Origin of the sequence: Enterobacter ludwigii (assembly GCF_001750725.1) — a bacterium.
GTDB lineage: Bacteria > Pseudomonadota > Gammaproteobacteria > Enterobacterales > Enterobacteriaceae > Enterobacter > Enterobacter ludwigii.
In genome coordinates this window covers 1,268,505-1,284,411 of record NZ_CP017279.1, presented here as the reverse complement: position 1 = coordinate 1,284,411, position 15,907 = coordinate 1,268,505, and the positions used below count along the sequence as shown (strand labels likewise).

The window sequence follows — 15,907 nt, the reverse complement described above, 5'->3', positions numbered from 1 at the left end:
ACTGCCGTCAGAAACGCACTCCCCTTTTTTCACGGAATAATACGTGCCGCTCTTAGCTGCGAGAACAGGCTGAAAAACATCTCATCGGTTGCATGCATTCGCGTGAACCCTGACCGGCGGAGCTTACTGCCGTCGCCAAACATGTCGTAATTCCAGCTAAAGACAAAATCGGCAAAATGCCCGTCGTTTAGCTGCAAAATATCCGCCTCCACCAAGCGATCCCCGGCAATGTCGCGCCATAACGCACGATAGTCCTTAAACAGCTGATGGAATGACAATCTGACCGGCGGCGCAGAGTCCAGTTCAAACCAGCGTGCGATGCGCGGCCACAGCTCGCTCCAGCGCCAGATGTCCCCATTATTCACGTTGAAAGCCTGGTTGTTAGCCCTACGTGATGTGGCTGCCCACAGCGTTGCCTCCGCCAGCAATTCGGCGTCAGTATGATCAACAATGCTGTGCCAGGTCTGTTCCGAACCGGGAAAACGCAGAGGTAAACCCAGAGCCTTACACAGGGACGCATACAGCGCGATGCTCAGTGCAAGGTTCATGGTATTGCCTGGCACCGAACTGCCCACCACGCCTGGCCTGATGGCATTCCAGTGCCAGCATTTTCCCCGCTGAAAATCACGGAGCCACGCGAGCTGAGCGGCGTTAAATTCTGCCCCGGGTACGCCCGGATCGCTTTCGCGTGCCGGGGTTTTGAACGGTCCCAGGTGCGCACCATACACTTTGTATCCCTGCATCAGGCTTACCGTCTGCAAAGGCGCCGTTTTTTCAATATTGCTGACCAGGTTGCGCAACATCGTGACGTTCGGTTCAACCATTTCCGTCCAGCTCCCGGCATTCATCCAGGCGCTGTAAAAAATATGGGTGATCTCGCCAGCGGCTTGCAAAGCCCTGGCGCTATCCTCTGCATCCAGTAAATCAACGTTGATCAGCGAAATAGCATCAGGATGGGATAAGGCATGGCGGCTCAGGCCAATCACCTGCCATTTATTGTCCAGGAGCGTTTTGACGAGCTGTCTGCCTACGATCCCGCTGGCGCCAGCGACCAGCGCGACGTTTTGTGGCTGCATCTTATTCACGGTGTTTCTCCAGTTAGGGTGACAGACACAGTGTGATATATTATTTTTTCCCTACATATCCCCTGAATTCGATGGCACTTATAAGAAAAAACATTAAATGAACAATAAGCTCAACGCCATTTCCACCTTTCTGCGCGTCGCAGAAGCGGGTTCCTTTTCGGCAGCCGCTCGCCAGAGCGGAATGAAGCAGTCTGCCGTCAGCCAGCAGATTGCCGCCCTGGAACAGGAGCTCGGGGTGGTATTACTGCATCGGACAACGCGAATGATGAAGCTCACCGAGCAGGGTGAACGTTATCGCCGTGATATGCAGCTTTTGCTGGATGCCATGCAGGAAGCAGAGAGACGGTTGAACCCTGCCGATCATCAGTTTCAGGGCAGCGTCCATGTTCAGTTGCCAAGCGGTCTGGGGCAGATCGTTTTGCCCCCTCTGCTGGCGCTTCAGCGCCTGCATCCGGCGTTGCACCTGACGCTGTCCCTGGATGACCGCATCGCCGACCTGGTGAGCGAAGGGGTGGATGTCGCGCTACGCCTTAGCGCTGAACCTCCACAATCGCATGCGGCACGTCTGCTGATGCGGATTGAAACCGCGCTGTTCGCTGCTCCCGGCTTTCAGGCGGTACACTCCGTCAGCGAACTGGCGGCACATCCCCATGTGCGATTTAGCGGCATTCCGCGGGATGCGCCTCTACGGTTGATCGCCGGTGAGGAAACAATTGACGTGAAAGTGCATACCGTTTTTCGTGCCAACACCAGTGACGCCCTGTTACAGGCGCTGGAGTCAGGCATCGGGATTGGCGGTATGCAGTTGCCGCTTGCGGCAAAGGCGTTGCAAGCCGGCACGCTGGTGCCGGTATTACCGGCCTGGCGGTTACCTGACCGGTATCTCTATGCCGTCTACCCCGACGCCCGCTTTATCCCACAACGCGTCAGAAGCGTGATACAGGTGATCGAACAAATCCTGCCGTCGCTTGCCAAATAACCGGCGCCTACTTCGCTACCGGCAAATCCGCGTACCGCGTCGTATAAGCCGGTGACAACATCTCGCGCTTCATCGCCCAGGATTTCTCAATCCCCTGCCCGGCAAACCATATCTTCCCTTTCCCGGAATGATTCACGCTGTCGATCAGCGCCATCAGCGCCGCGCTGTTGGCGCGCAAACGGTTATCGTCAAATAAATTCAGCTGGGCGACGCCGCTACTGAAAAAGTCCGCCAGCATCACCCCCGCTTTCATGTAGCGATAGCCGTCAAGCCATATGCGCCCCAGCGCATCGGTGGCGGCACGGATGATATCGCGCGAGTCATTGGTGGGCGTCATCAGGGTGACAGACGCCTGATTGCCGTAATAAACCTCGTTGTCCGCATGCGGGCTGGTACGCAAAAACACGCTGATAAAGCGACAATATTGATGCTCGCTGCGCAGCTTTTCCGCAGCCCGTTCAGCGTAGGCGCAAATGGCCTGGTGCATCTCCTCATATTGCGTAATACGGTGTCCAAACGAGCGGCTACAGATAATCTGCTGCTTCGTGGGCGTGAACTCTTCCAGATCAAGACAGGGCTCGCCGCGCAGCTCGCGTGCCGTGCGCTCCAGGACAACGTTAAAATGTTTGCGGATGACCCACGAGGAAGCTTGTGCCAGATCCAGCGCCGTGGTGACGCCCATCGCATTAAGTTTTTTGGTAATGCGCCGCCCGACGCCCCACACCTCCTCTACCGGTACGCGCGCCAGCAGTTTACGTTGCCGCTCGCGATCCGATAAATCCACTACGCCTCCCGTGCTGCTCCACCGCTTTGCCGCATAGTTGGCCAGCTTCGCCAGCGTTTTCGTGGGGGCAATGCCTACGCCAACGGTTAATCCCGTATTTTTAAACACCTGCGTGCGCATATGATGACCAAACGCCTCCAGCGCCATGCAGTTGCTGATGCCAGCAACGTTCACAAACGCCTCATCAATGGAGTAAATCTCTATGGCCGGGGCGAAGTCGGTCAGCGTCTGCATCACCCGGCTGCTGAGATCGGCATAAAGCGCATAGTTCGAGCTAAAGACGTAAACCCGCGCGGGAAAGCGCTTCTCTTTGAATTTGAAATACGGCTCGCCCATTTTTATATCGAACTGCTTTGCCTCCCGCGACAGCGAAATAATGCAGCCGTCGTTATTGGAGACCACCACCACGGGTTTGCCCCGCAGATCGGGCCGAAACACCGTCTCGCAGGAGGCATAAAAGCTGTTCACATCAACCAGCGCGAACATGTTTATGCGTTTTGAGTGTGTGGGTGACAACACCGAAGATCTGCAGTTCCTCTTCGGACTGAAACGTGATCGGCTGATAGCGAACGTTATGCGGCACTAACCTCAGGATCGGGCGGGTCTGCAGCTCTTTGACCGTAAACTCACCCGCGACGGATGCCACCACAATATCCCCGTGCACGGCGTTTAACGAACGATCGACGACCAGCAGATCGCCATCGCCGATCCCAACGCCGATCATCGAGTCTCCGCTCACCTTCACAAAGTAGGTCGCGCTGGGATGCCTGACGGCCAGGCGGTTAAGATCGAGACGATCCTCCACATAATCCTGCGCCGGGCTTGGAAAACCACACGCTACGCGTTCTACAAATAACGGTAATTCAAGGGGTTGCTTTGGATAATAAGAAAAGAGAGTGTCCATAAATGCCTTTCTCGCCAGATACTGTATATAAATACAGTATTACGAATTATGGACAAGGATCAAGGTCCTTTACGGGGGTTACCCCAAACGCATTGAAGTGTGAGCGGATTTAATTCAGCCGTATCCTGCGCATCGGCGAAAGAATAGCCAGATAACGCCTGCGGCAGCGACATTCAGGTTTCAAGAGGGACAAAAAAGCCCAAAGCACTGCTTTGGGCTTATGCCTGTCTGGCTTAATCCGCCAGCGAATCGAGCGTTTCCAGCGCGTCAGCCGGGAGCACCAGCTCCGCCGCCGCAAGATTTTGTCGCAGATGCGCCACGGAGGAGGTGCCGGGGATCAACAGGATGTTCGGCGAGCGTTGCAGCAACCACGCCAGCGCGACCTGCATTGCCGTTACGCCCAGCGAATCAGCGACCGCCTGCAGCCCGGATGATTGCAGGGGTGTAAAACCGCCCAGCGGGAAGAACGGCACATACGCAATCCCCTGCTGCGCCAGCGAATCCACCAGCGCATCATCGCCACGGTTCACGATGTTGTACATGTTCTGCACACACACCACCTGCACCATCTTCTGCGCTTCCGCAACCTGGGTGGCCGTGACGTTGCTCAGGCCAATATGGCGCACCAAACCTTGCTGTTGTAACTCGGCCAGCGTGGCGAGAGGTTCAGCAATTGAGCCTTCTGCTGGCCCGTGTGCGCTGAACATGATGCGCAGATTAACCACATCCAGCACATCCAGCTGCAGATTACGCAGGTTGTCATGTACCGCCTGCGTCAGTTCCTGCGCGGAGAAGGCCGGCAGCCAGGAGGCATCACTGCCGCGACGGGCACCGATCTTGGTGACGAGCGTCAGATCGTCGCGGTACGGATGAAGCGCCTCGCGGATCAGCTGGTTGGTGATATGCGGCCCGTAAAAATCGCTGGTATCAATGTGATTCACCCCAGCAGCCACCGCTTCGCGGAGCACATCCAGCGCGGCATTTTTGTCCTTTGGAGGACCAAACACGCCCGGCCCGGCAAGCTGCATCGCGCCATAGCCAAGCCGTTTAACCGTCCGCGACCCAAGTGCGTACGTCCCGCTTTTATCAATGCTGCTCATGTCGACCTTCCTCATAAAAATGATCCGGATTTACAACGAGTTCCTTAACAGACCCCGTAGTTAAGCGCGAGTTAAATTAAAGTTTAATTTCTCTACGACGATAGTATTTGTGTAACCCTGCATCTTCTCTAACGGACGACCGCTATGCTGAAAAATCTGCACGTGATTACCGGTATTATCTTTGCTCTCACCATATTCTGTCTGTTGCAAGTTGTCACGGGAGGGTTGTTCTACTCTGCCGTCAGCAACGACCGCCATAACTTCCAGAACTCCGGGGTGCTCAATGCCCAGCAGGAGAGCCTGAGCGACAGCGTGAACACGCTGATCAAAACGCGCGTCACCGTCACCCGCGTGGCGATCCGCTACCTGAAAAACCAGCGCGACCCGGCGTCCCTTGCGGCGATCAACAAACTGCTTGGCACCGCAGCTGATTCTCTGGCTAAAGCTGAAGCCTATAACAAAGAGTGGCAGAAAATGCCGCAGGTTAACGGCCAGAACGCGGCATTAACCGACGAAATGCAGAAATCATGGAGCCAGATGCATGAAGTGATGCGTCTCTCCATTGCGTATCTGCGTGCCGACAACTACCAGGCCTATGGCGATCTGGATGCCCAACAGGCCCAGGACGATATGGAAGGGGTTTATAACCGCTGGCGCGCCGAAAACAACACCCTGCTGAAAGCCGCAACCGAAGAGAACCTGAGCAGCTTTACCCAGATGCAATGGACGCTGGCAGCGATCTTCCTGGCCGTTATCGCGGTGCTGGTGGTGATCTGGCAGGGTTTACAACACCTGCTGTTAAAACCGCTCCACATGATTATGAACCATATTCGCGCCATTGCGGGCGGCGATCTGACGCAGGATATCGCCCTGTCTGGCCGCAATGAGATGGGCCAGCTGGCGGCGGGTCTGCATGAGATGCAGCAGTCGCTGGTGACCACCGTCAGCGCCGTGCGTGGTAGCACCGACTCCATTTACACAGGCGCAGGTGAAATAGCCGCCGGAAGCAACGATCTGTCTGCCCGCACCGAGCAACAGGCGGCTTCGCTGGAGGAGACAGCAGCCAGCATGGAAGAGCTGACCGCAACGGTTAAACAGAACTCCGACAACGCCCGTCAGGCTACGCTACTGGCGAAGAACGCTTCAGAAACGGCGGCCCGTGGCGGTCACGTGGTCGATAACGTTGTCCGTACCATGACCGAAATCGCCGACAGCTCGCAGCAAATTGCGCACATTACCGGCGTGATTGACAGCATTGCCTTCCAGACAAACATTCTGGCGCTTAACGCGGCGGTGGAAGCCGCGCGTGCCGGGGAGCAAGGTCGTGGCTTTGCGGTCGTCGCAGGTGAAGTCCGCACGCTGGCCAGCCGCAGTGCGCAGGCGGCGAAAGAGATCAAAGGGCTGATTGAGAACTCCGTCAGCCGGGTGAATACCGGTTCAGAGCAGGTCAGCGAAGCGGGCGCAACCATGAAGGAGATTGTCGCTGCCGTGACCCGCGTGACCGATATCATGGGCGAGATTTCGTCGGCGTCCGATGAACAGAGCCGCGGCATCGAACAGGTGAGCCTGGCCGTTTCGCAGATGGACAGCGTCACACAGCAAAACGCCGCGCTGGTACAGCAATCCGCCACGGCGGCGGCGGCCCTGGAAGATCAGTCGGAACAACTGCGCCAGGCTGTGGCAGCGTTTCGCCTGAACGGAAAGGAAAAAGCCACCGCACCCCGCCCGGCCACGGTGAAAACCCCACAGCTGTTACGCCCGGCAACGGCCAACACCGCCACCGACAGCAACTGGGAAACCTTCTGAGTGACAGGCGGGCGAACGTCTCGCCCGCCAGAAGCGCTTAACGGCTGCGCTTAGCGTGCCGTTCCCAGTTCTCCTGTTTCGCTTCGTCAGACTTTCGTAGCGAAACATAGCATGCTCCGCTGCCGCCGTGATGCGGCAGCGCCACGCAAAAGGCCTGCACTTCCTCGAACTCGGTTAACCAGCGCGCCAGATAGCTGCGTACCACGTTGGGATGGGCGTTCTGCTCCCGCCCTTTTCCATGAATGATCACCAGGTTACGTAATCCATCGCGTCCAGCCTGGCGGATAAAGGAAAACAGCATCTGCCGGCAACGCTCGGCGGGCTGGCGTAACAGATTTAAGCTGGCCTGGCGGGAATATTTACCCGAGCGGAGCTTATCAATAACGCCCTGTTGCACCCCTTCCCGTCTGAACGCCAGCGGCTCCTCCAGGGGCAGAAGTTCCAGGAAGCCCAGGGTCAGGAAGTTATCCAGTTGCTCGGTATCAATCTCCTGACGCGTCCGCGTGTTGCGGCTCGGCTGCCAGTGAATATCCGTGCAGCGCTTCAGGGGCTGGATACCCTCCATGGCGTCAAGAAAAAGTGATTTGTCGTCAGGGTTCATGGACATCCTCCCGCTACATCTGAGCCTGTACTATACCTGCGCCAGGCATGGGCCTCAATAACCGCCCCCCAGGATAAGGACATAAATATTAACCTGATGAATATAAAATTATTTCTTCGCAAAAGTTAAACGCGACTTAACTTAAATTTCAGCACACATAAAACAGAAAGTTTAGGTTAAAAAATGTGGAATCAATGATGCTAAAACATATCTTTTTGAGGGTGGGCTGTTATAATTAAATAAACCTGCTTCACGGATATAACATTCAGGATCTGCGAAGGGAAGCACTGCTGTGTGTTGTAGGGTCTGTCTGATGTCGGACAGGCTCTGTTTTTTTATTTTACTCCCCACTTCACTCCGATACTATTTTCCGCGCCTCTCTTCTGAATTGCGTAATTAACGATTCGGTCAGGGGTGTCTGACGAGAATCACGACGCTGAATTAAATAATAGGCCGCTTTAGGTAGCGATTCGACAACGGGCAGCATAACCAGACGGTGCGCCAGCAGCGGGTCACAGCCCAGTTCCTTTGGCAGGATACTTAAAAAATCACTTTGTGCAACAAGACTAATGCAGGAAGAAAACGTTTCGCAGACAACGTCAATGCGCGGTATTTGCGAGCGATGAGTAAAAACATCTTCTAATTGCTTATAATAACTCCCGCGTGGCGTCGGCATTGTCCAGTTATAATTCAGCAATTCGGTAATGGATGTCGCGCCCGTCGCCGGATGCCCTTCCCGACAAAATACGGCGAAAGGCTTTTCGAACAATTTCTCAAACGTAAACTCATGATCGTACGGCCCCTGATAATAGGTATTGATGGTGAAATCCAGCTCGCCCTGGCGTAATTCATTGATCATCGACACCAGTTGCCCTTCCATAATCCGGACTTTTACCTGCGGATGTTGTGCATGAAAGCGGGTGATCACCGCGGGCATAAGGCTTCGCGAAATACTGGCTCCCATTCCAATATTAATCTGCCCGGCCAGTTCCCCCTGGCGCTGGCGGATATCATCCTGCGCCGCGCGTAACTCTTCCAGAATCAGCCTGGCGCGCGAGTAAAACCCTTCCCCACATTCGGTCAATGCGACGCCTTTACTCCTGCGCACAAAAAGCTGCGCCGCCATCCCCTCTTCCAGCTCTTTGATCGATTTGGTCAGCGCCGGTTGCGAAAGATTAAGCGTCCTGCTGGCACCGCGGATACTGCCCTGACGCGCGACTTCAACAAACGCCCGGATTTGATGAAATTTAATCTGAAATGACATAGCCCGACCGATAACCGTTGTTTATCAGAGTAAAGAAACTGTCATCTACTTTAATGGAAATGGATGTGCGAGGGTAATTCCTGAACGGTTAAAACTGTGAAAAAACGGTTAGTGATAAGTAAAAACTATCACAGCGTGAAGCAGTTCACATATTTTAATGATGACAGGAACAGATATGGAATCACTGGCGCAGTACATCCAGACATTAGCCCCACAACTGAGCGCATGGCGTCGCGATTTTCACCATTTCGCGGAGTCCGGATGGCTCGAATTTCGCACGGCGGCGAAAGTCGCGGAAATCTTAGACCAGCTGGGTTATTCGCTGGCGATGGGCCGCGACGTGGTGGACGCCGAAAGCCGTATGGGATTACCCGATGACGCCTCGCTGGCGCGAGAGTTTGCTCGCGCCCGGGCGCAAGGCGCACCAGAGAAATGGCTGGCCCCGTTTGAAGGGGGATTTACCGGCATTGTGGCGACCCTGAATACCGGCCGCCCAGGACCGACGCTGGCGTTTCGCGTGGATATGGACGCGCTGGATTTAAGCGAAGCACTCGATGACAGCCATCGCCCGTTCCGCGACGGGTTTGCCTCCTGCAACCCGGGGATGATGCACGCCTGCGGCCACGATGGCCACACCACCATTGGTCTGGGGCTGGCGCACGTGCTTAAGCAGAATGAATCGCAACTCAATGGCACCATCAAACTGATCTTCCAGCCTGCCGAGGAAGGCACCCGAGGCGCTCGGGCCATGGTGGCCGCCGGGGCGCTCGACGACGTGGACTACTTCACCGCGATTCACATTGGCACCGGCGTGCCCGCCGGTGTGGTGATCTGCGGCAGCGATAACTTTATGGCCACCACCAAGTTCGATGTGCATTTTACCGGGGTTGCCGCACACGCCGGCGGTAAACCGGAGGACGGCCGTAATGCCCTGCTCGCCGCAGCTCAGGCCGCTATCGCGCTTCACAGCATTGCCCCACACAGCGAAGGTGCATCGCGGGTGAATGTCGGCGTGATGCAGGCCGGCAGCGGACGCAACGTCGTGCCGGCTAACGCCCTGCTCAAGGTTGAAACCCGCGGCGTAAGCGAAGCCATTAACCATTACGTCTTTGAACGCGCGCAGGCCGTGATTACCGGTGCGGCGGCACTCTACGGCGTGAGCGTCGAGATGCGTCTGATGGGCGCCGCCACCGCCAGTGCCCCTACACCGGCCTGGGTAGATTATCTGCGCCAGCAGGCAAGCCAGGTGACCGGCGTGGTGCAGGCCATTGACAGAGTCAACGCCCCCGCAGGTTCCGAAGACGCGACGCTGATGATGGCCCGCGTGCAGCAGAACGGCGGAATGGCGTCGTATATGGTGTTCGGTACCGAGTTAAGCGCAGGTCATCACAATGAAAAATTTGATTTTGATGAGCAGGTCATGAACCTCGCTATCGAAACGCTGGCGCGCACTGCGCTTAATTTCCCGTGGACGCGAGGTGTGTAATGCAGGAGAACTACGCTTTTATTGCCGATGCCATCGACACGCGATGTCAGCTGTTAACCGGCATTGCCGACGACATCTGGGATCACCCTGAAACGCGTTTTGAAGAGTTTTGGTCCGCGGAACGGATTGCCGGCGCGCTGGAAGCGGAAGGTTTCACCCTGACCCGTGAAGCCGGCGGGATTCCGAATGCCTTTATCGCCAGCTTCGGCAGCGGTAAACCCGTTATCGCCCTGCTGGGGGAATATGATGCTCTGGCCGGATTGAGCCAGCAGGCACACTGCGCGACGGCACAGTCCGCCACGCCGGGTGCCAACGGCCACGGCTGTGGCCACAATTTGCTGGGAACGGCAGCGCTGGCGGGTGCCATTGCGGTGAAAAGCTGGCTGGAGCAGCACGGGGGGAGCGGCACCGTGCGTTTCTACGGCTGTCCTGGTGAAGAAGGTGGTTCAGGGAAAACCTTTATGGTGCGCGAAGGTTTGTTTGATGACGTTGATGCCGCCGTCACCTGGCACCCTGAAGCATTTGCCGGCATGTTTAACGTCAGCACGCTGGCCAATATTCAGGCCGCCTGGCGGTTTCACGGCGTGGCGGCACATGCTGCTAACTCGCCACATCTGGGGCGTAGCGCGCTGGATGCCGTAACGCTGATGACCACCGGCACCAATTTTCTCAACGAACACATCATTGAGAAAGCGCGCGTTCATTACGCTATCACCGATACCGGTGGAATCTCACCCAACGTGGTGCAGGCGCAGGCTGAAGTGCTGTACCTGATCCGCGCGCCGGAAATGGCCGATGCGCAGCAGATCTACGAACGTATCGAGAAAATCGCTCAGGGCGCGGCAATGATGACCGAAACCACCGTTGCGTGTCGCTTTGATAAAGCCTGCTCCAGCTACCTGCCCAACCGCACGCTCGAAGCGGCGATGTATCGCGCCCTGCAGCATTACGGCACGCCGGAATGGACGGAAGAAGAGCGCCAGTTTGCGCAGGATATTCGTGCCACGCTAACGCCAAATGACCTGCAAAACAGCCTGAAGAACATTGCCGCGACGGGGGGAGAAGCCGGTAACGCTTTTGCGCGCCGTCAGCAGGAGAAGTTACTGACAGATGAGGTCGCACCTTATGCCATTACCGATAACGTACTGGCCGGGTCAACCGATGTGGGCGATGTCAGCTGGAAAATGCCGGTGGCACAGTGTTTCAGCCCCTGCTTTACCATCGGAACGCCTTTGCATACCTGGCAACTCGTGGCTCAGGGGCGAACCTCGATTGCTCATAAGGGCATGCTGCTGGCCGGAAAAGTGATGGGCGCAACCGCGCTAAATCTGCTCCAGGATGCAACGCTGCTGCAACAATGCCGGGAAGAGTTCGAACAACAAATCACCGAAAAGCCGTACGTGTGTCCGATTCCGGCAGGCGTGACACCGTCACCTTTAAAATAACAAAACACAACACAACACAACAACACAACAACAGTCCCGAGGAACGCCCATGAGTATGTCTTCCATACCTTCGCATTCCCCATCCGGTAAGCTCTATGGCTGGGTTGAAAGGATCGGCAATAAAGTGCCGCACCCTTTCCTGCTTTTTATCTGGTTGATCGTGGTTTTGATGGTGGCGACAGCGGTGCTGTCCGCCTTTGATGTCAGCGTGCGCAGTCCGGCCGATGGCAGTATGGTGGCGGTCAAGAACCTGTTGAGCGTCGAAGGGTTGCACTGGTTCTTACCGAATGTGGTTAAAAACTTCAGCGGCTTCGCCCCGCTGGGGGCCATTCTGGCGCTGGTACTGGGTGCCGGGCTTGCCGAGCGTGTCGGTCTGTTACCGGCGCTGATGGTGAAAATGGCCTCCCACGTCAGCGCACGTTACGCCAGCTACATGGTGCTGTTTATCGCCTTCTTTAGCCACATCTCCTCTGATGCCGCGCTGGTGATCATGCCGCCCATGGGCGCTCTGATTTTCCTCGCCGTCGGACGCCATCCCGTGGCGGGTCTGCTGTCGGCGATTGCGGGCGTAGGCTGCGGCTTTACCGCCAACCTGCTGATCGTGACCACCGATGTCCTGCTCTCAGGCATCAGCACGGAGGCGGCCAAAACCATCGACACCGCGATGCACGTCAGCGTCATCGACAACTGGTACTTTATGGCCAGCTCGGTGGTCCTGCTGACCCTGGTGGGCGGACTGATTACCGATAAGCTCATTGAGCCGCGTTTAGGGAAATGGGAAGGCCGAAGCGATGAGAAGCTGGAGACGCTGAGTAAAGAGCAACGCGTTGGCCTGCGCGTGGCAGGCGTGGTCTCGCTGGCGTTTATTGCCGCGGTCGCGCTGATGGTGGTACCGGAAAACGGCATCCTGCGCGATCCGGTTAAACATACCGTTCTCCCCTCGCCGTTTATTCAGGGCATTGTGCCGCTGATTATTCTGTTTTTCTTTGTCGTTTCGCTCGCCTATGGGATCGCCACCGGCAAAATTCGCCGTCAGGGCGATCTGCCGCAGCTGATGATCGAACCCATGAAAGAGATGGCGGGCTTTATTGTGATGGTGTTCCCGCTGGCGCAGTTCGTGGCGATGTTTAACTGGAGCAACATGGGCAAATTTATGGCCGTGGGGCTGACCGATGCGCTGGAAGCGGCGGGGTTAAGCGGCGTCCCGGCATTTGTCGGCCTTGCGCTGCTGTCGTCACTGCTGTGCATGTTTATCGCCAGCGGCTCGGCTATCTGGTCGATTCTGGCCCCCATCTTTGTGCCGATGTTTATGATGCTGGGGTTCCACCCGGCGTTTGCCCAGATCCTGTTCCGTATCGCAGACTCCTCCGTCATCCCGCTGGCACCGGTCTCACCGTTTGTTCCGCTGTTTTTAGGCTTCCTGCAGCGCTATAAACCAGAGGCAAAACTGGGTACCTACTATTCGCTGGTTTTACCCTATCCGCTTATCTTTTTAGGGGTATGGCTGGTGATGCTGGTGGCATGGTATCTTGTCGGTCTGCCGATTGGGCCGGGGATTTACCCAAGGCTGCACTAAAGGATTAACGATGCTGAGATTACTCGAAGATAAAATTGCCACGCCGCTTGGTCCACTGTGGGTGATTGCAGACGAGCAGTTCTGTCTGCGCGCCGTTGAATGGGAAGAACACAGCGACAGGATGGACACGTTGCTCAACGTGCACTATCGCGCGCAGGGTTATGAACGTATCAGCGCCACCAACCCCGGCGGCCTGAGCGACAAACTGACGGCGTACTTCGAGGGCGATCTCAGCATCATTGACACCCTGCCGACCGCCACGGCAGGCACACCTTTCCAGCGCGAAGTCTGGCAGGCGCTGCGCAGTATTCCGTGCGGACAGGTCATGCATTACGGCCAGCTCGCCGGGCAACTCGGCCGTGCCGGCGCGGCCCGCGCGGTCGGCGCGGCAAATGGCGCTAACCCCGTCAGTATTGTGGTCCCCTGCCACCGCGTGATTGGCCGCAACGGCACCCTGACCGGCTATGCCGGTGGCGTGCAGCGCAAGGAGTGGTTACTGCGTCACGAGGGGTATCTCCTGCTCTAGTTTCCAGGCTTTTAGTGCTTAATTTTCTTCCGGTTAGGCTAAAAATCCATAATCAAGCTGTGGAATTTCAAGAAGATGGCAACACGTTGCCGTCTCTTGTCCTTATTGATGGTTTGGCAGGCTTACGTACTTACCAAAAAGATGTTAAAATTGACCAATATCAATTAAGGCTTGAGCAAACCTATGATCCCGGAAAAGCGAATTATACGACGCATTCAGTCTGGCGGTTGTGCTATCCATTGCCAGGATTGCAGCATCAGCCAGCTCTGTATCCCGTTTACTCTGAATGAGCATGAACTCGATCAGCTTGATAATATCATCGAGCGCAAAAAGCCTATTCAGAAAGGGCAGACGCTGTTTAAAGCGGGAGACGAACTGAAATCGCTCTATGCTATCCGTTCTGGCACCATCAAAAGCTACACCATCACTGAACAGGGTGATGAGCAGATCACCGGCTTCCATCTGGCGGGTGACCTGGTTGGCTTTGATGCCATCGGTACTGGCCATCACCCGAGCTTTGCTCAGGCGCTGGAAACCTCAATGGTTTGCGAAATCCCGTTTGAAACGCTGGACGATCTCTCAGGCAAAATGCCCAATCTGCGTCAGCAGATGATGCGTCTGATGAGCGGTGAGATCAAAGGCGATCAGGACATGATTCTGCTGCTTTCCAAAAAGAATGCAGAAGAACGCCTGGCCGCGTTTATCTATAACCTCTCACGCCGCTTCGCGGAGCGCGGTTTCTCCCCGCGTGAATTCCGTCTGACCATGACGCGTGGCGATATCGGTAACTACCTGGGCCTGACCGTGGAAACCATCAGCCGTCTGCTGGGTCGTTTCCAGAAAAGCGGAATGCTAGCCGTTAAGGGTAAATACATTACCATCGAAAACGGTGAAGCTCTGGCCGTTCTTGCCGGTCACTCCCGCAACGTGGCATAACGCCCCCGCATGATTGATGCCAGGCCGATAAATTTTTATGATTTATTGGTCTGGTACGTCACCACTTCCGTTTCACCACGTTTCCCTGGCACCGCCCCACTCAGTCCCTGAAAGGTTCTTGTTGAGGTTATGAATTGAGAGAAAGTTTATTTTTCGTTTCAGTCGTTATCGCCTCAGTGACCTTCATATTCATCTGGATCATGCTTGTCGGGCCAATGAAGGGTGAAGAAAAAACCTACGTACAGGATTCAACGACGTTTGCGATTGCGGTGATGGTACTGCTGTTGATTGCCTTTATCGCGGTAACAACAACGGTTCTTTTTCTGTGACAGATTTTCATGATTTATTGATCTGACAAAAACTTCCCCCCTGTTTCATTCAAGATATATAGGTTACTCTTTTAATTACAGACTGTGGTGACAGTAGTAAGGAGACCTGTATGGCAAAGTATCAAAACATGCTGGTGGCTATCGATCCTAACCAGGACGATCAGCCGGCATTACGACGTGCTGTGTATCTACATCAACGGATTGGTGGCAAAATCAAAGCGTTTTTGCCGATCTATGACTTCTCTTATGAGATGACCACCCTTCTGTCGCCTGACGAACGCACCGCAATGCGTCAGGGAGTGATCAGCCAGCGTACCGCGTGGATCCGTGAACAGGCCAAATATTACCTGGAAGCGGGTGTTCCTATCGATATTAAAGTGGTCTGGCATAACCGACCTTTCGAAGCCATTATCCAGGAAGTGGTCGCCGGTGGGCACGACCTGTTGCTGAAAATGGCGCACCAGCACGACAAGCTGGAATCCGTGATCTTTACCCCTACCGACTGGCACCTGCTGCGTAAATGCCCTTGCCCGGTGTGGATGGTAAAAGACCAGCCGTGGCCAGAAGGCGGCAAGGCCGTCGTGGCGGTCAACCTGGCGAGCGAGGAGGATTATCACAATTCGCTCAATGAAAAGCTGGTCAAGGAGACGATCCAGATTGCCGAGCAGGTTAACCACACTGAAGTCCATCTGGTGGGCGCTTACCCGGTAACACCGATTAATATTGCCATCGAGCTGCCTGAATTTGACCCGAGCGTGTATAACGATGCGATCCGGGGGCAGCACCTGCTGGCCATGAAGGCGTTACGCCAGAAATTCAGCATCGATGAGAAAATGACACATGTGGAAAAAGGGTTGCCTGAAGAGGTGATCCCGGATTTAGCAGAACATCTGCAGGCGGGGATTGTGGTACTGGGTACCATTGGCCGGACCGGTATTTCTGCCGCATTCCTGGGCAATACCGCCGAACAGGTGATCGACCATCTGCGCTGTGACCTGCTGGTCATCAAGCCGGATGAGTATCAGACACCGGTTGAACTGGACGACCCGGAAGACGACTAAGTTCAGACATAAAAAAACCGCCGTT

Annotated in this window: 15 protein-coding genes; 9 read left to right on the top strand and 6 right to left on the bottom strand. The window is 55.6% G+C overall.

What is annotated here, in order from left to right:
* Positions 1–29 precede the first annotated feature (29 nt).
* Positions 30–1,085, bottom strand: a complete 1,056-nt coding sequence (locus tag BH714_RS06145) for an SDR family oxidoreductase (protein WP_040017331.1) — start codon at positions 1,083–1,085, stop codon at positions 30–32.
* A 97-nt stretch (positions 1,086–1,182) separates the two neighbouring features.
* Between BH714_RS06145 and BH714_RS06140 the strand changes: the two genes are divergently transcribed.
* Positions 1,183–2,064: a LysR family transcriptional regulator gene (locus tag BH714_RS06140; RefSeq protein WP_014169840.1), complete on the top strand. Its 882-nt coding sequence runs from the start codon at positions 1,183–1,185 to the stop codon at positions 2,062–2,064.
* A gap of 7 nt (positions 2,065–2,071) precedes the next feature.
* Here the strand turns inward: BH714_RS06140 and umuC are convergent, their stop codons facing one another.
* The 3 genes from umuC to BH714_RS06125 all read right to left on the bottom strand — a co-directional run bounded on the left by umuC (position 2,072) and on the right by BH714_RS06125 (position 4,852).
* Positions 2,072–3,334, bottom strand: coding sequence for a translesion error-prone DNA polymerase V subunit UmuC (gene umuC / locus BH714_RS06135; protein WP_040017329.1), 1,263 nt, complete (start codon positions 3,332–3,334; stop codon positions 2,072–2,074).
* Positions 3,318–3,752, bottom strand: a complete 435-nt coding sequence (umuD, locus tag BH714_RS06130) for a translesion error-prone DNA polymerase V autoproteolytic subunit (protein ID WP_014169838.1) — start codon at positions 3,750–3,752, stop codon at positions 3,318–3,320. Before umuD ends, umuC begins: the two co-directional genes overlap by 17 nt.
* Positions 3,753–3,985: 233 nt before the next feature.
* On the bottom strand, positions 3,986–4,852 hold the full coding sequence (locus BH714_RS06125; RefSeq protein ID WP_020884301.1) for an aldo/keto reductase family oxidoreductase: 867 nt from the start codon (positions 4,850–4,852) through the stop codon (positions 3,986–3,988).
* Positions 4,853–4,996: 144 nt separating this feature from the next.
* Between BH714_RS06125 and tcp the strand changes: the two genes are divergently transcribed.
* Positions 4,997–6,658, top strand: coding sequence for a methyl-accepting chemotaxis citrate transducer (gene tcp, locus BH714_RS06120; protein WP_040017328.1), 1,662 nt, complete (start codon positions 4,997–4,999; stop codon positions 6,656–6,658).
* Positions 6,659–6,695: 37 nt separating this feature from the next.
* Here tcp and smrA read toward each other — a convergent pair whose 3' ends face one another.
* Positions 6,696–7,259 (bottom strand): DNA endonuclease SmrA, encoded by a 564-nt coding sequence (gene smrA, locus BH714_RS06115; RefSeq protein ID WP_020884302.1) that lies wholly within the window; start codon positions 7,257–7,259, stop codon positions 6,696–6,698.
* A 352-nt stretch (positions 7,260–7,611) separates the two neighbouring features.
* Entirely contained in the window at positions 7,612–8,523 is a 912-nt protein-coding gene (locus BH714_RS06110) for a LysR family transcriptional regulator (RefSeq protein WP_014169834.1), read from the bottom strand.
* Between the two features lie 175 nt (positions 8,524–8,698).
* Here BH714_RS06110 and BH714_RS06105 point away from each other — a divergent pair, with 175 nt between their 5' ends.
* The 7 genes from BH714_RS06105 (at position 8,699) to uspE (ending at position 15,882) form a co-directional block, all read left to right on the top strand.
* The gene (locus tag BH714_RS06105) at positions 8,699–10,009 is read left to right on the top strand and encodes a M20 family metallo-hydrolase (protein ID WP_040017327.1); all 1,311 of its coding nucleotides are present in this window, start codon (positions 8,699–8,701) and stop codon (positions 10,007–10,009) included.
* The gene (locus BH714_RS06100) at positions 10,009–11,454 is read left to right on the top strand and encodes a M20 family metallopeptidase (protein WP_040017326.1); all 1,446 of its coding nucleotides are present in this window, start codon (positions 10,009–10,011) and stop codon (positions 11,452–11,454) included. The genes BH714_RS06105 and BH714_RS06100 overlap by 1 nt, the downstream gene beginning before the upstream one ends.
* Positions 11,455–11,503: 49 nt before the next feature.
* Positions 11,504–13,030, top strand: a complete 1,527-nt coding sequence (abgT, locus tag BH714_RS06095) for a p-aminobenzoyl-glutamate transporter (RefSeq protein WP_020884305.1) — start codon at positions 11,504–11,506, stop codon at positions 13,028–13,030.
* A 10-nt stretch (positions 13,031–13,040) separates the two neighbouring features.
* Positions 13,041–13,556 (top strand): methylated-DNA--[protein]-cysteine S-methyltransferase, encoded by a 516-nt coding sequence (gene ogt, locus BH714_RS06090; protein WP_020884306.1) that lies wholly within the window; start codon positions 13,041–13,043, stop codon positions 13,554–13,556.
* 183 nt (positions 13,557–13,739) lie between these two features.
* The gene (fnr, locus tag BH714_RS06085; RefSeq protein WP_014070017.1) at positions 13,740–14,492 is read left to right on the top strand and encodes a fumarate/nitrate reduction transcriptional regulator Fnr; all 753 of its coding nucleotides are present in this window, start codon (positions 13,740–13,742) and stop codon (positions 14,490–14,492) included.
* 176 nt (positions 14,493–14,668) lie between these two features.
* The gene (locus BH714_RS06080; protein WP_223398027.1) at positions 14,669–14,821 is read left to right on the top strand and encodes a hypothetical protein; all 153 of its coding nucleotides are present in this window, start codon (positions 14,669–14,671) and stop codon (positions 14,819–14,821) included.
* Between the two features lie 110 nt (positions 14,822–14,931).
* Positions 14,932–15,882 carry a universal stress protein UspE gene (gene uspE, locus BH714_RS06075; RefSeq protein WP_040017325.1) on the top strand — a complete coding sequence of 317 codons (951 nt, stop codon included), beginning with the start codon at positions 14,932–14,934 and terminating at the stop codon, positions 15,880–15,882.
* Positions 15,883–15,907: the final 25 nt, after the last annotated feature.